The sequence below is a fragment of the Starkeya sp. ORNL1 genome (assembly GCF_012971745.1).
Taxonomy (GTDB): domain Bacteria; phylum Pseudomonadota; class Alphaproteobacteria; order Rhizobiales; family Xanthobacteraceae; genus Ancylobacter.
In genome coordinates, this window is record NZ_CP048834.1 from 685,921 (window position 1) to 705,369 (window position 19,449).

Consider the following 19,449-nt stretch of genomic DNA (forward strand, 5'->3'; position numbering starts at 1 on the left):
GTCAGTTGGTCTTGATATCGGCGGCGCGGACGATGCCGCCCCAGCTCTCGATATTGGTGGCGAGCCACGACTTGACGTCGTCCGGCGTGCCGGGACGCACCGAGCCGCCCTGTTCGGCGATCTTCTGCTGAATGTCGGGCATTGCCAGGATCTTCTGCAACTCGGCATTGAGGCGGGCGACCATTTCGGGCGGCGTCTTGCCGGTGGTCAGCAGGCCCTGCCAGGTGCCGGCATCGGCCAAAGGCAGCTTGGCTTCCTTGAAGGTCTCGACATCCGGCAAAGCCGGCAGGCGTGCGTCGCCGGTCACCGCGATGCCGACCAGCTGCTTGTTGGTGACGAAGGGCAGGGTGGCCGTCGCGCCATTGATGATGACGGTGCTCTCGCCGGAAACCACCGCGCGCGAGGCCGCGGAGCCGCCCTTGTAGGGCACGTTCTTCCAGTCGATGCCGAGGCCGCGGGCGAGCGCCACCGCGGTGATGTGGTTGAGCGCGCCGACGCCGGAATTGGCGACCGCGAGCTTGCCCGGATTGGCCTTGGCATAGGCCACCAGCTCGGCGACGTTCTTGGCCGGCACCGAGGGATGCACCGCCATTACATAGGGGCCGAACATCACCATGCCGACCGGGGCAAGGTCCTTCTGCACATCATAGGTGAGATCCGGGAACAGGCTCGGCGCGACGGCGAGCGAGCCGATGTCCATCAGCAGCAGCGTGTGGCCGTCCGGGCGCGCCTTGGCGACGGCATCGGCGCCGATATTGCCGGCCGCGCCCGGCTTGTTCTCGACCACCACCGGCTGGCCGATGGCCTCGGACAGCTTGGGGCTGATCAGGCGGGCGAGGATGTCGGACGTGCCGCCGGGCGCGAACGGGACGACGATACGCACCGGGCGCTCGAAGGTCTGGGCCTGCGCGAGAGCTGGGGCGAGCGCGCTACACAGCGCCAGAGCGGCCGCGGCCGCCTTGAGAAGACGAAGGCTCATGGGCATTCCTCCTGAGAAACGGCGAGGGCGCGCTTTGCGCGGTTCATCCTTGGGAGCACGGCAGCCGCGTTCCGAAGCACATGCTAGGGGAGGTGCGATGCGTCAATGAATTGTTCTGAGTATCGATCGATGCTATTTTTGGATCGATGTTCGAGCTCAGTCACCTTCGATGCTTCGTGGCGGTCGCTGAGGAATTGCATTTCGGCCGCGCCGCCGCCCGCCTCAATCTCACCCAGCCTCCGCTCAGCCGGCAGATCCAGCTGCTCGAGCACACGCTCGATGTCCGGCTGCTGGATCGCACCAGCCGCTCGGTCGCGCTCACCCGTGCCGGGCACAATTTCCTGCCCGAAGCGCGCCGGCTGCTGCGGCTGGCGGAAGGCGCGGCGCTCGCCGCTCGCCGCACCGCCAGCGGCGAGGAGGGCTCGATCACGCTCGGCTTCACCGCGGCGTCGGGCTACGAGTTCCTGCCGCGGCTGATCAAGACCTTCCGGACCGAAGCGCCGGGCATCGACCTCGTGCTCAAGGAGATGGTCTCGGCCGACCAGCTGGATTCCCTCACCGCCGGGCGGATCGATGTCGGGCTGGTGCGGCCGTCCTTCAACCGGCGCGAACTGGCCTCGCTCTGCGTGGTGCGCGAGCCGCTGCTGCTCGCCGCGCCGGAGGACCACCCCCTGGCGACGGCGCCGGAGGTCAGCGTCGCGGATCTCGACCGGCAGCCGATCGTGACATTCTCGCCCTATGAGGCTCGCTACTTCTACGATCTGCTGGCGACGATCTTTGCCAATGCCGGCATCACCCCGCACTATGCGCAGCATATCAGCCAGGTGCATTCCATCATGGGACTGGTGAAGGCCGGGATCGGCCTCGCGCTGGTGCCGCGCGCCGCACTCAATCTCGGCTTTGAGGGCGTGGTGCTGCGGCCGATCGCGATCGATGCCCGTACCATCGTGGAACTGTACGCGGTCTGGCGACCGTCGAACACCAATCCGGCAGTCGCGACGCTGCAGAAGACGTTGCGGGAGCTCGCCGAGACGTCTCCGCCGCACGCCGGACCTCTGGGCCATCGGAGCGTCGCATCCGGCGACTTCACAGGGTAAGGAACCGCGTGGCACTCTTCCAGGCGTCGTCGAGGGGGAGCTCAGATGATTCGGGCGGGCACATTGCCGGCGCGTTCCAATGTCCGGCGCTCGATCATTGGCGCGTTCGCCTTGCTGGTGACGGCGTTTGCCGCAGCTGGTGCAGCGAGCCCGGCGCGCGCTGACCTGCTGAGCCTCGGCCAGCCCGCCAATGTCGGCGAGGCCAAGATCGCCGCCACGGCCTATCGCGCCAGCGGCAAGTACGACCGCGACCTCAGCCGCGTCAGCGCCGCGGCCGGCGCCTGGATCGCGCTGCGCGCCCCGCAGGTGAGCCGGCCGGCGGTAGTGTTCGACATCGACGATACGCTGCTGACGAATTGGGAAGTCATCAAGGCCGACGATTTCGGCCGCGTCTTCGGCGGCCCCTGCAGCCTATTGCCGGAAGGTCCATGCGGCTGGGTGGCGTGGGACTTGCGCGGCAAGACGCCGGCCATTCCGCAGACCGTCGCCGTCTACAGGAAGGCCCGCGCACTGGGCGCCGCGGTGTTCTTCATCAGCGGACGCGACGAAACCCAGCGCACCGCCACAGAGCGCAACCTGCGTCTTGTAGGGCTCGGCGATTACAGTCGGCTGATCCTGGTGGCGAAGGGCGCGCACTATGCCTCCGCCGCCGATTTCAAGGCGCCGCAGCGGGCCGCGATCGAAGCGGCCGGCTATCGAATCATCGCCAATATCGGGGATCAGCCGTCCGACCTCGCCGGCGGTCACGCCGAGCGCACCTTCCAGCTGCCGAACCCGTTCTACCGGATTCCCTGAGGCGCTAACGCGCCGTGATGCCACGCCCGCTTGCCGGGCGCATTCCCTCCCTGGCCCGGCGAAGAAGCCGCATCGCGACCGCAAAAGCTCCCACTGCTGATGGAGGCATCCGGAGCCTTACTTTAGGCAACGTCAGGTTGATCGAGCGCACCACCGGGCGCGAGGGCGGGACTTTCCGAGGCCAGCATTTAGGCGTAGCATTCACGTAAGAAAATGGCGCAAGCTGTCCTAACAGGAAAGCAGCAATCCATGGACGAGATAGCGAGAAAATCCAAGAATTCGCCTGAAAGCCACAAGGAAAAGCTTGGCGGGAAAGAGTACCTCAAGGAATTGAGAAAGCTTCAGACCGAACTCTGCCTACTCCAGGATTGGGTCAAGCATACCGGCCAACGGATCGTCATCGTGTTCGAAGGCCGGGATGCCGCGGGTAAGGGAGGCCTCATCCGCGCACTTACGGAACGGGTGAGCCCACGGATATTCCAGGTGGTAGCGCTTCCGGCTCCCTCCGATCGCGAGAAGAGCCAGATGTATATCCAGCGCTATCTGAAGTGGTTCCCCGCAGCCGGAGAGGTGATCATCTTCGACCGCAGTTGGTACAATCGCGCCGGCGTCGAAACTGTAATGGGTTTCTGCACCCCGGAGGAACGCGACCAATTCCTGCGGCTGACACCAAAGGTCGAACAGCAGGTCATCGACAACGGCATCACGCTCATCAAGTACTGGCTGGAAGTGGGCAATGCGGAGCAGAAGCGTCGCTTCGAGGCACGCATCGAGGACCCGCTGCGTCAATGGAAGCTTTCACCCATGGATCTTCCCTCGCGCAAGCGCTGGTACGAGTATTCGCGCGCCCGCGATCAGATGCTTGAGGCGACCGACACCGATTTTTCACCGTGGCATATCGTACGCTCCGACGACAAGAAACGCGCGCGGCTCAGTTGCATCGCAGACCTCCTCTCGCGTATCCCGTACGAAAAAGTGCCTCGCTCCAAGGTAAAGCTACCGGAGCGATCCGAAAAGCACGCTTATGACGACGAAGCGACAATGAAGAACCGTCGTTGGATCGCCGAGAGATATTGACCACGCGCTGTTGGGAGAACAGGTCATGGCGCAACTGCTGAATCCGAACGAGCTGAAAAACATCTCCGAAGCCGCGGAGATGGAGAAAATCAAGGAAATGCTGGCGCGAAAACGCCAGGCGGACACCAGGGACGACGATCTGAAGAAGACTTTCGAGTCGCGCGAAGTGTCCCCACTGGCGGCTGAACGCATCAATACGGCTGTTCGCGCCGCAGCCGAGAGGGGCGCGCGCGAGGTCCAGGTACTCCGGTTTCCCGCGAGTTACTGCAACGATGGCGGCCGGCGCATCAATATCGGCGACCCCGACTGGCCGATCTCGCTGGAAGGCTTTGGCAAGACTGCGTACAATTACTTCGAGAAGGAGCTGCGCCCCCTGGGCTACAAGCTGCGCGCTGAAATCGTCAGCTTTCCGGAGGGATTACCTGGCGACGTCGGCATCTATCTGGCGTGGTAGGGCGGCGCCCTTTCTGCATGCCGAGGAAGCCGCCGGATCCTTTGTTTGAGGGAGCCCAGCGTGCCGACCCTTCCGCTTCTTTCCAGCTTCAAAGGATATCAAGCCGCGTGGCTCCGGTATGATATAACCGCGGGACTCGCCATTGCTGCGGTCGGATTGCCGAGCGCGATCGCCTATCCGGCGATTGCCGGACTGCCGCCGGAAGTCGGCCTGTATTCAAGCATCGTACCGCTGCTGGCCTATGCGCTGCTGGGCTCATCGCGGCAGCTCATTGTGGGACCCGACGCAGCCACCGTCACGGTACTCGCGGCAGTACTTTTGTTGCTGAGCCCATCCTCGATGGAGGACCGCATCATCGTGTCGGCGGCAATCGCCGTCATCGTCGGGCTACTGTGCTTCGTGGCAAGCGTGCTGCGGCTCGGCTTCATCGCCAACTTCCTGTCGAGGCCGATCCTGGTCGGCTTCATGTCCGGCATTGCGCTGTCGATCCTGGTCGGCCAGCTTGGCCGCTTCACCGGCGTCAAGATCGACAGTGAAGGTCTGCTCCGGCCGCTTCTCGAGCTCGCAACCAAGGCCAGTCAGATTCACTGGCCATCGCTGGTGCTGGGCATCGCGCTGTTCATCTTGCTCCGTGTACTGGGGGCATGGCTCCCGGCGATACCGGGCCCGCTGGTGGTCGTGGGATTGGCGACAGCGCTGTCTGCTGCCTTCGACTTCCCCGGATTGGGAATCCGCGTTGTTGGTGACATCCCGTCGCAATTGCCGTCGCCTATGCTGCCGATCCCGCACGGCGTCGATATTGGCGAACTTGTCCTGGGAGCCGTGGCGGTGCTGATAGTGAGCTTCGGTTCAGGCATCGTGACCGCGCGCAGCTTCGGCGCGAAGAACAAATATCCCGTGGATGCCAATCGCGAGCTCTTTGGGTTCGGGGCGGCCAACGTCGCTTCCGGACTGTTTGGCGGCTTTGCCGTGACGGCATCGGATTCTCGTACCGCGATCAATGATTTGATGGGCGGCAAGACGCAACTGGCGGGCATCGTTTCGGCTTTGGCGCTCGCGCTTACGATCCTGTTCCTCGCCGATGCGTTGTCCTTTCTCCCTGCTCCGGCGCTCGGAGCCGTGCTCGCCTCCGCTGCCGTCAGTCTCATCGATATACAATCGCTGCGCGACTTATGGCGGATCAGCCGCATCGAGTTCGTGTTCGCCCTCATCAGCATCTTGGGCGTGGTGGTTCTTGGCGTTCTGAACGGCGTCGTCATCGCGGTGGGCGCTACGCTGCTCTACCTTCTCATGAAAGGCATGAGGCCCCGCGACGCCATGCTGGGCCGCATTCCCGGGCGTGAAGGTTTCTACAAGCTCCACCGCAATCGCGACGCGCAGCCAATCCCCGGGCTTGCCATCTATCTCCTGCAAGGCAACCTGCTGTTCTTCAACGCGGACCACGTGCGAGGGCGGATTGAAGACACCATCGCGAACCTGCCCTCGGGAACCAGGTGGTTCATCTTCGATGCAAACGCCACCTCACACATCGACAGCACGGCGGCCGTCATGCTGGATGATGTCCTCGGCCTCGTCGGCCAGCGGGGTCTGAAGTTCGCGATCGTGGAACTCCACAGCGAACCGCTCGACACATTGCGCCGATCAGGCGTGCTAGCCAAAGTCGGGGCTGACATGATCTTCGATGATCTGGAGGATGCGGTCTCGGCCTTCGCCGCATCAGAAGCCGCCCAGGCTGGCCGCTCACGCTTACCCCCATGAGGAAATGAGCGTTTGGCGGATACCGGCCGCGCACCCACCGGGGCCGCGCCAAGGCTGAAGAGCAGCACGTGTATGCGACAGCCCTTCAAGGGAAGGGCAGGGGCACCGCGCGATCATTGACTGAACAGGTGGACCGGAGATGCCACGCATGACGCCGGCGGAGGACGATCCTGCGGCGGAGATCCCGGGCGAGACCTCTGCGATACGCAATGCTGCGTCCCGCCGCGTGCTCGACCCGGTTTCGCGCGCGAGCGAGATACTGTTCGGCCTGATCATGGTCCTGACCTTCACCCTGTCCCTCGCCGCAGCCGAGGCGGGCAGGGCCGACGTGCGGGCAGTGCTCATCGGCTTGCTGGGTTGCAATCTGGCCTGGGCCATCATCGATGCCGTCATGTACCTGATGGGCGTGCGGGGCGAGCGCGGCCTGGCGCATTCCACGCTCCAGGCGATCCGCAGCGCCGGGAGCCCGGCCGAAGGACGTGCGATTGTCGCCGGGGATCTTCCGCCTGCCGTGCGGCCGGCCCTGACGACGCGCGACCTCGAGCGTATCCGCCTCCATCTCGCCAGCCTTCCTGCTGACAGCGTCCAGGTCCGGTTGGGCCGGGAAGACTATCTGGGCGCGCTCTGTGTCTTCCTGCTCGTGTTTCTGTGCCTTTTCCCGGTTGCCGCGCCTTTCATCCTGCTTGACGACGTGACGCTCGCCCTGAGGATTTCCAACGCTGTCGCGGTCGCCATGCTGTTCCTCACCGGCTTCACCTTTGGCCGCCAGGTGGGAAGGCCATGGCGCACAGGTCTCCTGATGGTGGTGATCGGGACTGCCCTGGTCGCTGTCGCGATAACCCTCGGCGGCTAGGGCGTGGGCTCTGTCCCGATGCGAGAACAGAACATTCCATCCGGCGGCGCGAATCCACGACGCCTCGTCTTCTACGCGCAGTGCTTCGCTGCCGTTTGTGCGCCCCCCTGCTGTTCAAAGGGGCCTGATTTCGGCAGCCAGCTGAGATTTAGGGGATAGCGTGTGTACAACAATGAAGGCTTAATGATCGAATCTCTTCGATCGCCTTAATGAACCCGACAGTCCGAAGTGCATATAGATTCGTCTACGATGCAGTGAGGAAACGTCCGCCGAATGGGCCCAGGAGCCTTACCCAAAAATCCGGTGGGTCTTCGATCTCGCCTTATCTGGGCGTTGCTTGTCGCTCTATGCCTGTTCCTCGTCGAGCGGGTTTGGACCGTTACGCGATATCGCGCCGAATTGCTCGCTGCGGCGCAGGAACGGGTGCTGGATCTGGCGCTGCGCGGCCAGGCGGCGTTCGATCAGGACGTTGCCAGCGCAAAGGTTACACTTGGCATCCTCGCCGAGCGGGAAGCGGACCTGATTGACACGCCTGCATGCGGCACGCTTCTCGCCAACACGCTGACGGCAGCTCCCAACATTCTTCACCTGACTTTCACGAACACCGAGGGCGTCGTCACATGCTCCACCCTGGAGCGCAGCATCGGCCAGAATTATATGGATCGGCCGCATATTCGCGTGCCGCTGCAATCCGGAACCTGGCACATCAGTGACCTGATTCACGGCAGGGTCCTGCAAGAGCCGACCCTCTTCGTCGCGCTTCCCGTGACGAATGCCAGCGGGGATACCAGCGGCCTGCTTCTCGCCCGTCTGAATCTGACGTGGCTGTCGACCTTTATCGCGAACAATGACCGATTTGGAGAAACCTCGACGGTTCTGGTCGACAGCACGGGCGAATACGCCGCCGAATTCCCGCCGAGCGACGATGGCTCGACGCAGATATTCGTTCCCAATATCGCTCGGGCGAGTTTGGCTCGAAGCGAAGGAACCGCTGAGCTCGAAGACGTGAACGGGCGTGGGGTGCTGGTCGGCTTCACACGCCTTTCCTTGAACAATGCCCATCTCGCCGTGCTGCTCGATCGAGATGCTGCCCTTGCCAGCATCAACCGGGCGCTTCGCGAAACCCTGTTCGCCTTTGCGGCAATCTGCGCGCTGGTCGGGGCCGGCGTGGCATTCGGCGCAAACCGCTATGTCGTGCGCCCGGTCGAACGCCTCGCGGCCAGGCTGGCTTCTGTCGGGCATGGCAATCACTTGCCACCGGGGACGCCGATTACCGGCGTCAAGGAAATGCAACCATTGGAGCGAGCCATTGATGAGATGGTGCTCCGCCTGGCTGACCGCGAACGCGAATTGCGCAATGCCAACGGACATCTCGCGGCCCTTGCGGCGATCGATCCCTTGACGCAGATCGCAAATCGAAGGGCTTTCGACAGCTACTTCGAGACTGTCTGGCGAAGCGCCTTGGAGACGAAATCGACCATCGGCGTCATCATTCTGGATGTCGATCACTTCAAGAGCTTCAACGATATCTACGGGCATATTGCAGGCGACCAGTGCCTACGCGATATCGCCGCTGCCTTGAGCCACGAGGTTCGCTTCGAGCGCGATCTTGTGGCCCGGCTCGGGGGCGAGGAGTTCGTCGTGCTCCTGCCCGAAAGCGTGCCGACCTATATCGAGAGCGTGGCGTTCCGGCTGCGCCGCGCGGTCGAGGTGCTGGCCATTCCCCATTCCCCCACCGCCCTCGGCATCATCACCATCAGCGTCGGGTTCGCGTCGCACGCGCCGAAGCGCGGGGATCCTCCCGGAATGCTGCTCGGCAACGCAGACCGTGCGCTTTATCGCGCCAAGCGCGAAGGCAGGAACAAGGTACGCGGCGACGAGGGTGAAGCGGCCTGAATCAAAAAGTCGCTGCCATCGTCAATTTGTGAGCTTTATTGATCAACAACGCAGGTGAGCTCATGGCGTTTGTCAGGCAGTTCACGCTGAATCATTCGATCCGACAGCCGCGCGATCAACGCCAGCACCACGCCATTCATCATCGCGTCTTCATCGACATCCGCGTCGAGGCTCGGAGCCGTGCCGCCGACCAGCGGGCGGCCGTGCCAGGCGAAACGCAGCTCCAGCATATATTCGTCGAAACCCGTCGAAACTTCGATTGGTGAGCCGTCCGACAGGTGCGCAGCTGCCTCATTGAACTCCTCGGCCACGCGCGACAGCCTGGCGACGGCCTCCAGGCGGGCACCCTCCAGCCCGCCGACTTCGAGCAGGAAGCGCCGCAATGGCTTGAAGCCGGTGGCTGGATCCCAGGTCAGCCGATGCGATCTGCGGCTACCGATCCGAAACAATGCGTTCAACGTCAGGGCGGCCACAAGGCCGAGCACAAGTGAAGAGCTGACCACGGGCCGAAGGATCTGCGGCAGATGCTGGGCGTAGAGGGCCGGTATCTCATCGAAGGAAATGCCGAGCAGGAAGCCCAGCCCGACCGCGATCGTTCGCCGCGAGTCGAGCATTCTTTGTCCGAGGATCGAGACACCCGACAGCACCACGAACGCCGACGCGAAGAGCAGCGCCGCACCCAGCACGCTCTGTGGGATGGCCAGCACGAAGCTGGATGAGCCCGGCAGGAAGGCGAGGGCGATCCAGCCGAACCCGACGCCGATGGCGACGCGGCGCGACAGCACCTCCGTTGCCACCGACAGGCCGACGCTGGCGGAATAGGTGTTGAGCCCCATCGTGCCGATCACTCCCGCGATCAGCGTCCCGAGCCCATCCGCCAGCGCGCCGGCTTCGATGCTGGAGTAATCCGGCCGCTTCCATTCTCGATCATTGGCTTTCTGGCTGGCGACAATGTCGCCGAACGCGCGAAGCGTGCAGGCAAGCGCACCAACCAGAAATCCGGGCAGCAAGGCGACATCGAAGCCAGGCGCTATCAACGGCCACACCAGCGTCTCCAGCGGGGCTGCGTGTTCGCCAGGGGGCGAGCCGCCGGCAAGTTGAAAGATCGCATGAAGGATCGTGCCGGCCGCAAGGCCGATCAGCACGGCCATGGTGCGCACGCGCGCTCCACCCCAGACGGAGAGGGCGATCATGACGGCGAGGGCGGCCATTGCTGCACCGCTGTCGCTGGCGGCCAGCGGAGCGTCATTGGTAAAGCCGACCATGAGCTTAAGCGCCACGGTGCCCAGGATCATGCCGATCATCAGGACGACCAGTCCGACGATCTCGATGGGCAGGTAAGGTCGCAGGCGGCTGATGAAGCGGCTGAGAACTATCTCGGTCGCGCCGGCAGTGATGGTGAGACCCGCCACGGCCTCCAGCCCTCCGCTCTTCGCAGCGGCCAGGCTTGCCGGCAGATAGGCGGCCGTGAAGACCGCGGGCAGCAGGAAGCCACTGCCGACACGTGGCAGGCGGAAGACATGGCCGCTCCACGCCTGCGCGAGGGTCGCGACGCCCAAAGCGAGCATCGACAACGCGACGTATCGAGCCTGAAATATGTTGTCCGCACCCGCGGCTTGCGCGACCAGCAACGGGAACACGAGCGTCACCGCCATGAGCCCCATGTGCTGGGCGATCGAGGTCAGCAGGACTGAAAGCGGAGGACGTGAGTGCTGATCGTATCGCACGCCTAGGTCGGCCCGAGCTTCTTGAGCTTTACCCCCGGCTCGCCGCCGTGCCCCGGGATGAACTCGGCGCCGGCAACCTCAAATGCACACGCGATCTGCGGCAGAGGCCAGTTGGTGGGTGTGCGGGTTGCCCGAGACTGTGCTGGAGTGATCATGGCGCGGACGGTAACTTGATCCACCGTTGCGGCCAATCGCAATCTGGTGGCGTCGACGCCTGGAAATGAGGGAGATGCCTACTGGCTGACCTCGGTGCTCCGGCAGCGCCACTGTTGGTGCCGACACGACGCGCGTCCTGTTTCCACCAATAGGATTACGGGTCTCGGCTGAACTCCGTGTGCACGGTCCTCTCCACACGCCCGGCCATTGTCAGCAGTGGTGGGCTGATCATCGGGGCTCTGCCACTTCAGGCGAGCCACTTAGCCACGACGATGACCACGGCGATCACGCCCATGGCGATCATGATCGCGTACAGAATGGTGCTGCCCGGCCGATAGGTTTCCGGCTCCCCGTCGTACGACCAATTGTCGTCGTCCGGTTCCATGTCCCAAGGCTTCTCGATGTCGCGGTCGCGCGGTGTTTCGTCAAAACGGCGAGAGATCATGGCGTTCCTCCCGAGCGGTAACGACCAATCCGCCGGCAAGTTCCGCCCCACAGGGCAGGCGGGATCGCCGCGCAATATCCTGCGATGGCGGGCGCTACCGCTGCCGCGCGGATCGACCCGGTGTGGGATCATGGGTAGTAGTCGGCGCTCAAGGTGCTCCCAGCGCTGAAATAAATCGGTCCTAACGGAACCTCAGTTCCATAACACACGTTTACTTTGCTTCCTAACCGGAGGAAGCACTCATGAAAAAGGTAGTATATGCCGCCCTTCTGAGTAGTGTTATTATTATTCCGGCGTCTGCCATTGCTCAGACTGCCGTCGTAGCGGTACCGTCTGAGGTGGAAACCTATGTCGTGAAGGAAAAGACACCCTCCGTGATGATGCAAGGCGATGTCATGGTGGGCTCTGAGCTGCCGCGCGCCGTCGTCATCCACAAGGTGCCCAAATTCGACGCCTTCAGCTACGCTGTTGTGAACAATCGGCGAGTCATCGTCGACGCGAAGACTCGGAGAGTCATCAAGATCATCGAATGATTTTGGGACGCGATGTGCCGATGGCTCCGCTCGGCAACTTCCCTGTCATTTTGCCGGGCGGCTCACCTCTGTTGATCGCCCCCCGGGGGTAGACCGCTTCATGGTAGGTCGCCCACGGGTTTCATGCGCGGACGGACGTTGCGGCTTGCATCGGGTGCGCGTTTGTCCAAGCCTGTGAGGAAGGCATCGGCGAACACTGCCCGCCGATGCCCGACCGTTCATCAATCCACAAAAGATCGACTGACCGCCGCCTCAGGCGCCGACTTCTCCACACGCGGGTCCGCTGGGAGTTGCAGCACATGCGCAATCTGCCCCGGGCTCAATTGCGTGAGCAGGACAATTCTGCCGTTCGCAAATTCCAGCGCATCATGATGCACGCACGGCGTATCCTCATCGATATGACGGAACCGCGCCACAGTCTGTTTGACTTTGCGTCTCGGCAGGAAGGCGATCGACCATTCGAACTCGACTGCCTTATCGAAGACCAGCTCCGTTCCTGGGAGCAGGCACACCGCAACCCCTGGCTCGCCCACGGCCGCGAAACCGCGGGTGGCTGATTTCGAGAAGCGGCTCGACACAAGCTCGTCCCCAACCTTCGCTGGTCGAGAGGCGACAGCGGCAAGGCTGTAATCGCACATGGAAGGCCTCCTCTGGCTGGGTAGCCAGGGTTGGCCACCCTTCCAGGAAAGATAATCCCACATCAGGTGAGCATGTTTCTCACAATGGGCGGCCTACGAGAATTTGACCGGCGCCACGTTGCGCAAGGCGTCCGAGCGGATCGGCGGCTAGATCGCCGCGGCAATCAGGGGGAGAGGACGGACTCGCGGAGTAGGTGGACACAATGAGCGTCCGGACCGAACAGCCAAAGCCGATCGGCATGGTTCGCGCGGCTGCAATCTTCATCGGATGGTGCTTGCTCCCGCTTTCCTTCGTCCTCGACGGGGGGAGATCTGTGCTGGTGATTGCCGCAGCAATAGCTGCGCTGGGCGTGCTTTTCGGCGTAGTGACCGCCGTTCTTATTGCCGCGACCCGACGCCGCTGGATAACCGCACGCCGCCTCGCCCTGACCGCGCTGCTGATGGTTGGCACGCTCTACATGGCAGAGCGTCACTCGACGGCCATTCGTTTCGCTCTCGCGCGTCCCTTCTATATTTCACAGGTGCATCGGCATTCGCTGCAGCGAATGCGGTGGGATTGGGCCGGCGGGTTGGGATGGGAGGTATCGCTGCTTTACGACGCCTCCGGCTCACCGCCCGACTCCAAGTCGAAGGATGGCAAAGGCTGCACCCTGGATGTCCGTCGCTTAGACGCTCAGTTCTACCTCGATGGGATATTTTGCTAGCGCCCTTGGGCGACGTCGACGAGCAGCGACGAGTGCGATTCCACCAGGAGATTCTACGATGCGTGCCGATGCATTGGCGGCTGGCGGAAGGGGTGGGATTCGAACCCACGGTGGGCTTGCACCCACGGCGGTTTTCAAGACCGCTGCCTTAAACCACTCGGCCACCCTTCCAAGCGCACCCATCCTCGCGATCACGGCTGTCGATTCGACGTGGCGCCGTCATGATCCCGAAGTCGCGGCACCTTATCTTGATTGATGGCGCGCTTTGCAAGCGGGACGGTGGCGCTACAGCGCGGTACCGTGTCGGTCACGTGGCGTTTACCATATCGCCGCTTTCGCCGCATTTTCGCCCCACTCGGGCAGCCTCCTGTGTCATAAGGAACGACCGCATGCGGACAGGGCATGCGGCTCGAATCGGGGTCGCGTTCCATTTGATCCAGAAGCGCCAGCTTAAGGCGCGCGGAATCGGGTGGAGTGCTCGCGCAGCGGTTGGGGTGCATGGGGAACGAGATAGGGCCGAAGTGCGCCCGTCGCACATATCGAGCCGGAATTCCTGTTTCACACTTGTCTGTCGGTAAGCTCGGCCGGGCCGTCCTGGTCGTCGGCGTTGGGCTCGTCGTCGCCAATTGCGGCGCCACATCATCCAAGCTCGCCAGCAAGGTTGACCCGAAATACGGCGTCACCGCCAGCCCGCGCGTGGTCGCGTTCGGCCAGCCGGTGCCGAAGGGCGGCGGTGCCTATAGAGTTGGTAAGCCGTATCAGGTCGCCGGCCGCACCTATGTCCCCGAAGCGAACACCCGCTACAAGGCGGAAGGCATCGCCTCCTGGTATGGCGACGACTTCCATGGTCGCCTCACCGCCAATGGCGAGGTGTTCGACATGGAATCGATCGCCGCGGCGCATCCGACGCTTCCGATGCCGTGCTATGTGCGCGTCACCAATCTCGACAATCGCAAGTCGATGATCGTGCGCGTGAATGATCGCGGTCCCTATCACAGCGACCGCGTGATCGACGTGTCGTCGAAGGCGGCGGATCTGCTCGGCTTCAAGGGTCGCGGTACCGCCCGTGTGCGCGTGGAATATGTCGGGAGCGCGCCGCTCGAAGGCTCCGACGACCGCAAGCTGGTGGCGACGCTGCGCAATGACGGCTCGTCGCCGATGCCGGTCAATTCCGGCGTGATGGTCGCCTCCAACGGCGCGCTGCCGGTCTCGAGCGTCGCGACCTCGCGTCTGCCTGCCGCCAATGCGCCGATGCCGCCGGATCGCCCGTTCGATCTCGGCGAGGGCACGGGCGTCGCGAGCGCGGAGCCGGTGCTGCGTACGCAGAATGTCGCCGTGGTCGCTCCGGCGCCGCGCGCGGTCGCCACTGCGCCGCTGCCTACCATTTCGACCCAGCGTCCGGTGCAGGTTGCGACGGCAGGCATGCTGCCGGCAGTTCGCCCGGCTGCCGCCAAGCCGCATGCCGTTGCCCAGGCTCCGCTGCCGGCCGCGCCGGCGCCGGTGGCTCAGGCCGCGCCCCGTCCGGTGCGGGTGGCGAATGCGGCGCCGCCGCCCGTACAGCCCTCCGGCGATCCGCTCGCCGCTGCGGGCTGGATGGTCGGCCCGCAGCCGGTCGCCAATTATGCGCCGTCCTCCGGGATGGTCACGCCGGTCGGGACCGGACGCGGGCTCTATTGAGCGGCAATCGCATTGCCTAAACACATGATCCGCTGCTAACTCTCCCGCATAGTGCGGGGGAGAATGTCGGTGCCGATGCGCATGTTCATGTGGCCGTCCTTCCGCCAGAAGCTCCGGGAGGCACCCGGCGCGCGGCTTGCTCTGATCCTGGCCCTTCTCTGCCTCACCATCGCGTCGCCGAACCGCGCGCGTGCGCAGGCTGAAGGCCCCGCCATCGCCTCGCCATCCGCCATATTGGTGGACTATGAGAGTGGCACGGTGCTGTTCGAGCGCAACGCCGACGCGCCGATGGCGCCGGCGAGCCTCAACAATCTCATGACCATGGAAGTGGTATTCCACGAGATCGTGGAAGGCCGCCTTACGCCGGACCATGAGTTCAAAGTGAGCGAATATGCCTGGCGGCGCGGTGGCGCGCCTTCCGGCAACACCGCTATGTTCGCGGCGCTGAATAGCAATGTGAAGGTCTCCGACCTGATGCGCGGCGTCATCGTGCAGTCGGGCAATGACGCCGCCATCGTGCTGGCGGAAGGCATTGCCGGCAACGAGCTGGCATTCGCCAACAAGATGAACGACGAGGCGAAGCGGCTGGGCCTCACTGGCTCGACGTTCCGCAATCCCGGCGGCCTGCCTGATCCGGACCAGAAGGTGACGGCGCGCGACATGGCGAACCTCACCTCGCACCTCATCCGCGACTACCCGCAATTCTATCCGATCTTCGGCGAGGCGGAATTCACCTGGAACAAGATCCGCCAGTCGAACCGCAATCCGCTGCTCGGCATGAGCCTTGGCGCCGATGGCCTCAAGACCGGCTTCCTCAAGGATGTCGGCTATCATCTGGTCGGCTCGGCGGTCTCGAATGGCCAGCGACTCATCGTGGTGGTGATGGGTTCGAAGAGCGACAAGGAGCGCGCCGAGGACGCCCGCAAGCTGCTGGAATGGGGCTTCCGTTCCTTCGAGCAGAAGCTGCTGTTCGATGCCGGCCAGATCGTCGGCGAGGCGACGCTGTATGGCGGGACGCGCGGCGGCGCGCCGCTCACCGGCAAGGGACCGATCCATCTGCTGGTGCCGCGTTCCGGCAATGAGCGCATCAGCGCCAAGATCCAGTATGAAGGGCCGATCCGCGCACCGGTCACCAAGGGCGCGGAACTGGCGCATCTGCGGGTGTTCCGCGGCGAGCAGGTGGCGCTCGACGTGCCGCTGGTCGCCGCCGAGGATGTGCCCCAGGGCCCGCTGTGGCGCCGCGCCATGGATGGCGCCTATGAGCTGGTGGTCGGGCTCGCCCGGCAAGGCTATGCCAAGCTGAAGGGCTCGTGATGGCCCTGACGGCCCGAAACCGAAAGACGCGCGAGATGGCGGCGCCGAAGCCGGCCGCACCGCTTGGACGCGGCTGTTTCATCAGCTTCGAGGGCGGAGAGGGGGCCGGCAAGTCGACGCAGGTGCGCCGGCTCGGCGAGCGGCTGCGCTCCCTCGGCATCGCGGTGGTGACGACGCGCGAGCCGGGCGGCTCGCCGGGCGCCGAGGCGGTGCGTCACGTGCTGCTCTCCGGCGCCGCCAAGCCGCTCGGGCCGGTCACCGAGGCGATGCTGTTCGCCGCGGCCCGTGCCGACCATGTCGAGACCACCATCCGCCCGGCACTGGAGCGCGGCGCCTTCGTGATCTGCGACCGCTTCATCGATTCGACCCGGGTCTATCAGGGCACGCTCGGCAATGTCGATCCACGCATGATCCGTGCGCTGGAGCGCGTGTCGGTGGGCGCCACCATGCCGGACCTCACCATCGTGCTCGATTTGCCGGCCGAGGAAGGCCTGCAGCGCGCCACCGCGCGCAGCGGCGCCGGCGCGGACCGCTTTGAGAGCGAGGATGTCACCTTCCACCGGCATCTGCGCGACGCGTTTCGCGAGCTTGCCGAGCGCGAACCGGAGCGCTGCGTCCTCATCGATGCCGGCGGCGACGTCGACAGCGTCGCGGACGCCGTCTGGCGCACCGTCGAGGCCCGGCTGATGCAGCCTTCCGCCATGCGGGGAGGGGGCGCGTGAGCGCGCCCGCCGCTCCCGAGGCCGACCGTTTTGCCGGCGCCCCGCACCCGCGCGAACGCCAGATGCTGGTCGGCCATGGCGAGGCGGAAGCCATGGTGCGCGCGGCGTGGGATGCCGGGCGACTGCCGCATGCCTTGCTGATCGGCGGGGCCGAGGGCATCGGCAAGGCGACGCTGGCCTACCGCATTGCCCGCTTCGTGCTCGCGAACGGTGCCGCACCGGCGCATTTACTTGCCGTGGCCCCGGAGCATCCGGCAGCGCGACAGGTCACCGCTCTCTCGCATCCGGACATGCTGGTGCTGCGCCGTGTGCCGGGCGACACCGGCAAGCTGCCGACCATGATCCCGGCCGAACAGGTGCGCCGGGTGCGCAGCTTCTTCGGCTCGACCGCGGCGCTCGGCGGCTGGCGGGTGTGTATCGTCGACACCCTCGACGAGATGAATGCCCAGGGTGCCAATGCGCTGTTGAAGACGCTGGAGGAGCCGCCGGCGAAGTCGCTGTTCCTGCTCATCAGCCACGCGCCCGGCCGGCTGCTGCCGACCATACGCTCGCGTTGCCGGCTGGTGCCGCTGCGCGCGCTTCCCACCGACGATGTCGCCGCGGTGCTCGGCGATCTCGCCGAGACCATGCCGGACCTTAACCGCACCGGCATCGCGGAGGCGGCATTGGAGAGCGGTGGCAGCGTGCGCGAGGCGCTGGTGCTGCTGTCCGGGGAGGGGCTCGCCATCCGGCAGGCCACGCGATCGCTGCTCGATCGCATGCCGGACATCGATCCGAAGGAATTGCACGCGCTCGGCGAGCGCCTGCAGGGCGACCGCGAAGGTGCGTTCGAGAGCTTCACCGCCACTGTCGAGGCCTGGGTTTCAGACCACGCCACCGGACGGCGGCAACGGCCGGCGCTGCGCCTTGCACGCCTGCCGGAGGTGTGGGAGAAGGTTCGCCGCGCCGCGATCGACGCCGACACGTTTAATCTCGATCGCAAGAGCTTCGTTTTCCGAATCTTCGCGTCGCTCAATGAGGCCGTGCGCCCCTGACGCGCCGGGGATTCCCGGTGCCGCAGGAAGAGACCCGCGTGAAACCCGCCTATTACATCACCACTGCGATCGATTATCCCAACGGCTCGCCGCATATCGGCCACGCCTATGAGAAGATCGCCTCCGACGCCATTGCGCGCTTCCAGAAGCTCGACGGCTATGATGTCCGCTTCCTGACCGGCACCGACGAACACGGGCTGAAGATGGCGCAGACCGCGGAGAAGCAGGGTCTCACGCCGATCGAATGGGCGACGAGGAATTCCACGCGCTTCAAGGAGATGGATGCGCTGCTGGGGGTCGATTACGACCGCTTCATCCGCACCACCGACACGGATCACTACGCCGCCAGCCAGGCGATCTGGCAGCGCATGGTCGAGGCTGGCGACATCTATCTCGACGCCTATGCCGGCTGGTATTCGGTGCGTGACGAGGCCTATTACGCCGAGGACGAGACGACGCTGAACCCGGACGGCGTGCGGGTCGGCCCGCAGGGCACGCCGGTCGAATGGACGGAAGAGAAGAGCTATTTCTTCAAGCTCTCCGCCTATCAGCAGCGCCTGCTCGACTATTACGAGGCGCATCCGGACTTCATCCGTCCGGAGGTGCGCCGCAACGAGGTGCTGAGCTTCGTCAAGGGTGGGCTGCAGGACCTCTCCATCAGCCGCACCACCTTCTTCTGGGGCGTGCCGGTGCCGGGCGCGCCGGAGCATGTGATGTATGTGTGGGTCGACGCGCTCACCAACTACATCACCGGTGCCGGCTATCCGGACACCGACGGCGCGCTGTTCAAGCGCTACTGGCCGGCGGATCTGCATGTCATCGGCAAGGACATCATCCGCTTCCACGCCGTGTACTGGCCCGCCTTCCTGATGTCGGCCGGCATTGCGCCGCCCAGGACAGTCTTCGCCCACGGCTTCATCCATAATCGCGGGGAGAAGATGTCGAAGTCGGTCGGCAATGTGATCGACCCGTTCGACCTCGCCAAAGCCTATGGCGTCGATGCGCTGCGCTATTTCCTGCTGCGCGAGATCCCGTTCGGCCAGGACGGCACCTACAGCCACGAGGCCATCGTCGCCCGTACCAATGCCGATCTCGCCAATGACCTCGGCAATCTGGCGCAGCGCTCGCTGTCGATGATCGGCAAGAATCTCGGCGGCGTGCTTCCCGCCGCCGGCGCGCTGTCCGCCGAGGATGCGGCGATGCTGGAGGCGGCCGATGCCATGGCCGCCAAGGCGCGCGAGGCCATGGCCGGCCAGCAGATCCATCAGGCGCTCGCCGTGATCTGGGCGGTGGTGGCGGATGCCAACCGCTATTTCGCCGCCTCCGCACCCTGGGAGTTGCGCAAGACCGATCCGGAGCGCTTCGGCACCGTGCTGTGGATCACCGCCGAGGTGATCCGCCAGGTGGCGCTGCTGGCGCAGCCCTTCATTCCGGGCAGCGCCGCCAAGCTGCTTGACCTGCTGGCAGTGCCCTTGGAGGCGCGCAGCTTCGCCAGCCTCGGCGCGGCCGGGCGGCTCATTGGAGGCACCAGCCTGCCGGCGCCGGTGGCGGTGTTCCCGCGCTATGTCGAACCCGAAGCCGAGTGAGTAC

18 protein-coding genes and 1 tRNA gene are annotated in these 19,449 nt (G+C 64.6%); 14 read left to right on the forward strand and 5 right to left on the reverse strand.

Annotation, left to right across the window (positions count from 1 at the left end):
* Position 1: 1 nt before the first annotated feature.
* Entirely contained in the window at positions 2–979 is a 978-nt protein-coding gene (locus tag G3545_RS03355) for a tripartite tricarboxylate transporter substrate binding protein (RefSeq protein WP_170009833.1), read from the reverse strand.
* 146 nt (positions 980–1,125) lie between these two features.
* Between G3545_RS03355 and G3545_RS03360 the strand changes: the two genes are divergently transcribed.
* The 7 genes from G3545_RS03360 (at position 1,126) to G3545_RS03390 (ending at position 8,909) form a co-directional block, all read left to right on the forward strand.
* Positions 1,126–2,076 carry a LysR family transcriptional regulator gene (locus tag G3545_RS03360; RefSeq protein ID WP_170009835.1) on the forward strand — a complete coding sequence of 317 codons (951 nt, stop codon included), beginning with the start codon at positions 1,126–1,128 and terminating at the stop codon, positions 2,074–2,076.
* Between the two features lie 45 nt (positions 2,077–2,121).
* Positions 2,122–2,871, forward strand: coding sequence for an HAD family acid phosphatase (locus G3545_RS03365; protein WP_170009837.1), 750 nt, complete (start codon positions 2,122–2,124; stop codon positions 2,869–2,871).
* Between the two features lie 249 nt (positions 2,872–3,120).
* Positions 3,121–3,948 carry a polyphosphate kinase 2 gene (gene ppk2 / locus G3545_RS03370; RefSeq protein WP_170009839.1) on the forward strand — a complete coding sequence of 276 codons (828 nt, stop codon included), beginning with the start codon at positions 3,121–3,123 and terminating at the stop codon, positions 3,946–3,948.
* Between the two features lie 25 nt (positions 3,949–3,973).
* A complete protein-coding gene (locus tag G3545_RS03375; protein ID WP_170009841.1) occupies positions 3,974–4,402 on the forward strand; it encodes a hypothetical protein in 429 nt (142 codons plus the stop codon).
* A gap of 60 nt (positions 4,403–4,462) precedes the next feature.
* Positions 4,463–6,160 carry a SulP family inorganic anion transporter gene (locus G3545_RS03380; protein ID WP_246702670.1) on the forward strand — a complete coding sequence of 566 codons (1,698 nt, stop codon included), beginning with the start codon at positions 4,463–4,465 and terminating at the stop codon, positions 6,158–6,160.
* 148 nt (positions 6,161–6,308) lie between these two features.
* Positions 6,309–7,013 (forward strand): VIT1/CCC1 transporter family protein, encoded by a 705-nt coding sequence (locus G3545_RS03385; protein WP_246702671.1) that lies wholly within the window; start codon positions 6,309–6,311, stop codon positions 7,011–7,013.
* Positions 7,014–7,286: 273 nt separating this feature from the next.
* Positions 7,287–8,909, forward strand: a complete 1,623-nt coding sequence (locus G3545_RS03390; protein ID WP_170009845.1) for a diguanylate cyclase — start codon at positions 7,287–7,289, stop codon at positions 8,907–8,909.
* Positions 8,910–8,944: 35 nt separating this feature from the next.
* Here the strand turns inward: G3545_RS03390 and G3545_RS03395 are convergent, their stop codons facing one another.
* The gene (locus tag G3545_RS03395; protein ID WP_281411704.1) at positions 8,945–10,636 is read right to left on the reverse strand and encodes a solute carrier family 23 protein; all 1,692 of its coding nucleotides are present in this window, start codon (positions 10,634–10,636) and stop codon (positions 8,945–8,947) included.
* Between the two features lie 403 nt (positions 10,637–11,039).
* Entirely contained in the window at positions 11,040–11,237 is a 198-nt protein-coding gene (locus G3545_RS03400) for a hypothetical protein (protein ID WP_170009847.1), read from the reverse strand.
* A 242-nt stretch (positions 11,238–11,479) separates the two neighbouring features.
* Here G3545_RS03400 and G3545_RS03405 point away from each other — a divergent pair, with 242 nt between their 5' ends.
* The gene (locus G3545_RS03405) at positions 11,480–11,770 is read left to right on the forward strand and encodes a DUF1236 domain-containing protein (RefSeq protein WP_170009849.1); all 291 of its coding nucleotides are present in this window, start codon (positions 11,480–11,482) and stop codon (positions 11,768–11,770) included.
* 221 nt (positions 11,771–11,991) lie between these two features.
* On the opposite strand, the gene G3545_RS03410 is transcribed toward G3545_RS03405, so the two are convergent.
* Positions 11,992–12,408: a hypothetical protein gene (locus G3545_RS03410; protein WP_170009851.1), complete on the reverse strand. Its 417-nt coding sequence runs from the start codon at positions 12,406–12,408 to the stop codon at positions 11,992–11,994.
* A 203-nt stretch (positions 12,409–12,611) separates the two neighbouring features.
* On the opposite strand from G3545_RS03410, the gene G3545_RS03415 reads away from it, so the two are divergent.
* On the forward strand, positions 12,612–13,112 hold the full coding sequence (locus G3545_RS03415; protein ID WP_170009853.1) for a hypothetical protein: 501 nt from the start codon (positions 12,612–12,614) through the stop codon (positions 13,110–13,112).
* An 81-nt stretch (positions 13,113–13,193) separates the two neighbouring features.
* Here the strand turns inward: G3545_RS03415 and G3545_RS03420 are convergent.
* Positions 13,194–13,283: transfer RNA gene (locus tag G3545_RS03420), tRNA-Ser, on the reverse strand.
* 423 nt (positions 13,284–13,706) lie between these two features.
* On the opposite strand from G3545_RS03420, the gene G3545_RS03425 reads away from it, so the two are divergent.
* From G3545_RS03425 to metG, 5 genes are all read left to right on the forward strand, one after another.
* Positions 13,707–14,789 carry a septal ring lytic transglycosylase RlpA family protein gene (locus G3545_RS03425; RefSeq protein WP_246702849.1) on the forward strand — a complete coding sequence of 361 codons (1,083 nt, stop codon included), beginning with the start codon at positions 13,707–13,709 and terminating at the stop codon, positions 14,787–14,789.
* 75 nt (positions 14,790–14,864) lie between these two features.
* On the forward strand, positions 14,865–16,103 hold the full coding sequence (locus G3545_RS03430) for a D-alanyl-D-alanine carboxypeptidase family protein (protein ID WP_170017884.1): 1,239 nt from the start codon (positions 14,865–14,867) through the stop codon (positions 16,101–16,103).
* A gap of 35 nt (positions 16,104–16,138) precedes the next feature.
* The gene (gene tmk, locus G3545_RS03435) at positions 16,139–16,825 is read left to right on the forward strand and encodes a dTMP kinase (protein WP_170017885.1); all 687 of its coding nucleotides are present in this window, start codon (positions 16,139–16,141) and stop codon (positions 16,823–16,825) included.
* A complete protein-coding gene (locus G3545_RS03440; protein WP_170009857.1) occupies positions 16,822–17,859 on the forward strand; it encodes a DNA polymerase III subunit delta' in 1,038 nt (345 codons plus the stop codon). Before tmk ends, G3545_RS03440 begins: the two co-directional genes overlap by 4 nt.
* Before the next feature lie 38 nt (positions 17,860–17,897).
* The gene (metG, locus tag G3545_RS03445; protein WP_170009859.1) at positions 17,898–19,445 is read left to right on the forward strand and encodes a methionine--tRNA ligase; all 1,548 of its coding nucleotides are present in this window, start codon (positions 17,898–17,900) and stop codon (positions 19,443–19,445) included.
* Positions 19,446–19,449 lie beyond the last annotated feature (4 nt).

What these genes read in the sequence shown, in the direction of transcription:
- G3545_RS03355 (WP_170009833.1), bottom strand. Translation starts at nt 979, where the DNA reads ATGAGCCTTCGTCTTCTCAAGGCGGCCGCGGCCGCTCTGGCGCTGTGT.
- G3545_RS03360 (WP_170009835.1), top strand. Translation starts at nt 1,126, where the DNA reads ATGTTCGAGCTCAGTCACCTTCGATGCTTCGTGGCGGTCGCTGAGGAA.
- G3545_RS03365 (WP_170009837.1), top strand. Translation starts at nt 2,122, where the DNA reads ATGATTCGGGCGGGCACATTGCCGGCGCGTTCCAATGTCCGGCGCTCG.
- ppk2 (WP_170009839.1), top strand. Translation starts at nt 3,121, where the DNA reads ATGGACGAGATAGCGAGAAAATCCAAGAATTCGCCTGAAAGCCACAAG.
- G3545_RS03375 (WP_170009841.1), top strand. Translation starts at nt 3,974, where the DNA reads ATGGCGCAACTGCTGAATCCGAACGAGCTGAAAAACATCTCCGAAGCC.
- G3545_RS03385 (WP_246702671.1), top strand. Translation starts at nt 6,309, where the DNA reads ATGACGCCGGCGGAGGACGATCCTGCGGCGGAGATCCCGGGCGAGACC.
- G3545_RS03390 (WP_170009845.1), top strand. Translation starts at nt 7,287, where the DNA reads ATGGGCCCAGGAGCCTTACCCAAAAATCCGGTGGGTCTTCGATCTCGC.
- G3545_RS03400 (WP_170009847.1), bottom strand. Translation starts at nt 11,237, where the DNA reads ATGATCTCTCGCCGTTTTGACGAAACACCGCGCGACCGCGACATCGAG.
- G3545_RS03405 (WP_170009849.1), top strand. Translation starts at nt 11,480, where the DNA reads ATGAAAAAGGTAGTATATGCCGCCCTTCTGAGTAGTGTTATTATTATT.
- G3545_RS03410 (WP_170009851.1), bottom strand. Translation starts at nt 12,408, where the DNA reads ATGTGCGATTACAGCCTTGCCGCTGTCGCCTCTCGACCAGCGAAGGTT.
- G3545_RS03415 (WP_170009853.1), top strand. Translation starts at nt 12,612, where the DNA reads ATGAGCGTCCGGACCGAACAGCCAAAGCCGATCGGCATGGTTCGCGCG.
- G3545_RS03430 (WP_170017884.1), top strand. Translation starts at nt 14,865, where the DNA reads ATGCGCATGTTCATGTGGCCGTCCTTCCGCCAGAAGCTCCGGGAGGCA.
- tmk (WP_170017885.1), top strand. Translation starts at nt 16,139, where the DNA reads ATGGCGGCGCCGAAGCCGGCCGCACCGCTTGGACGCGGCTGTTTCATC.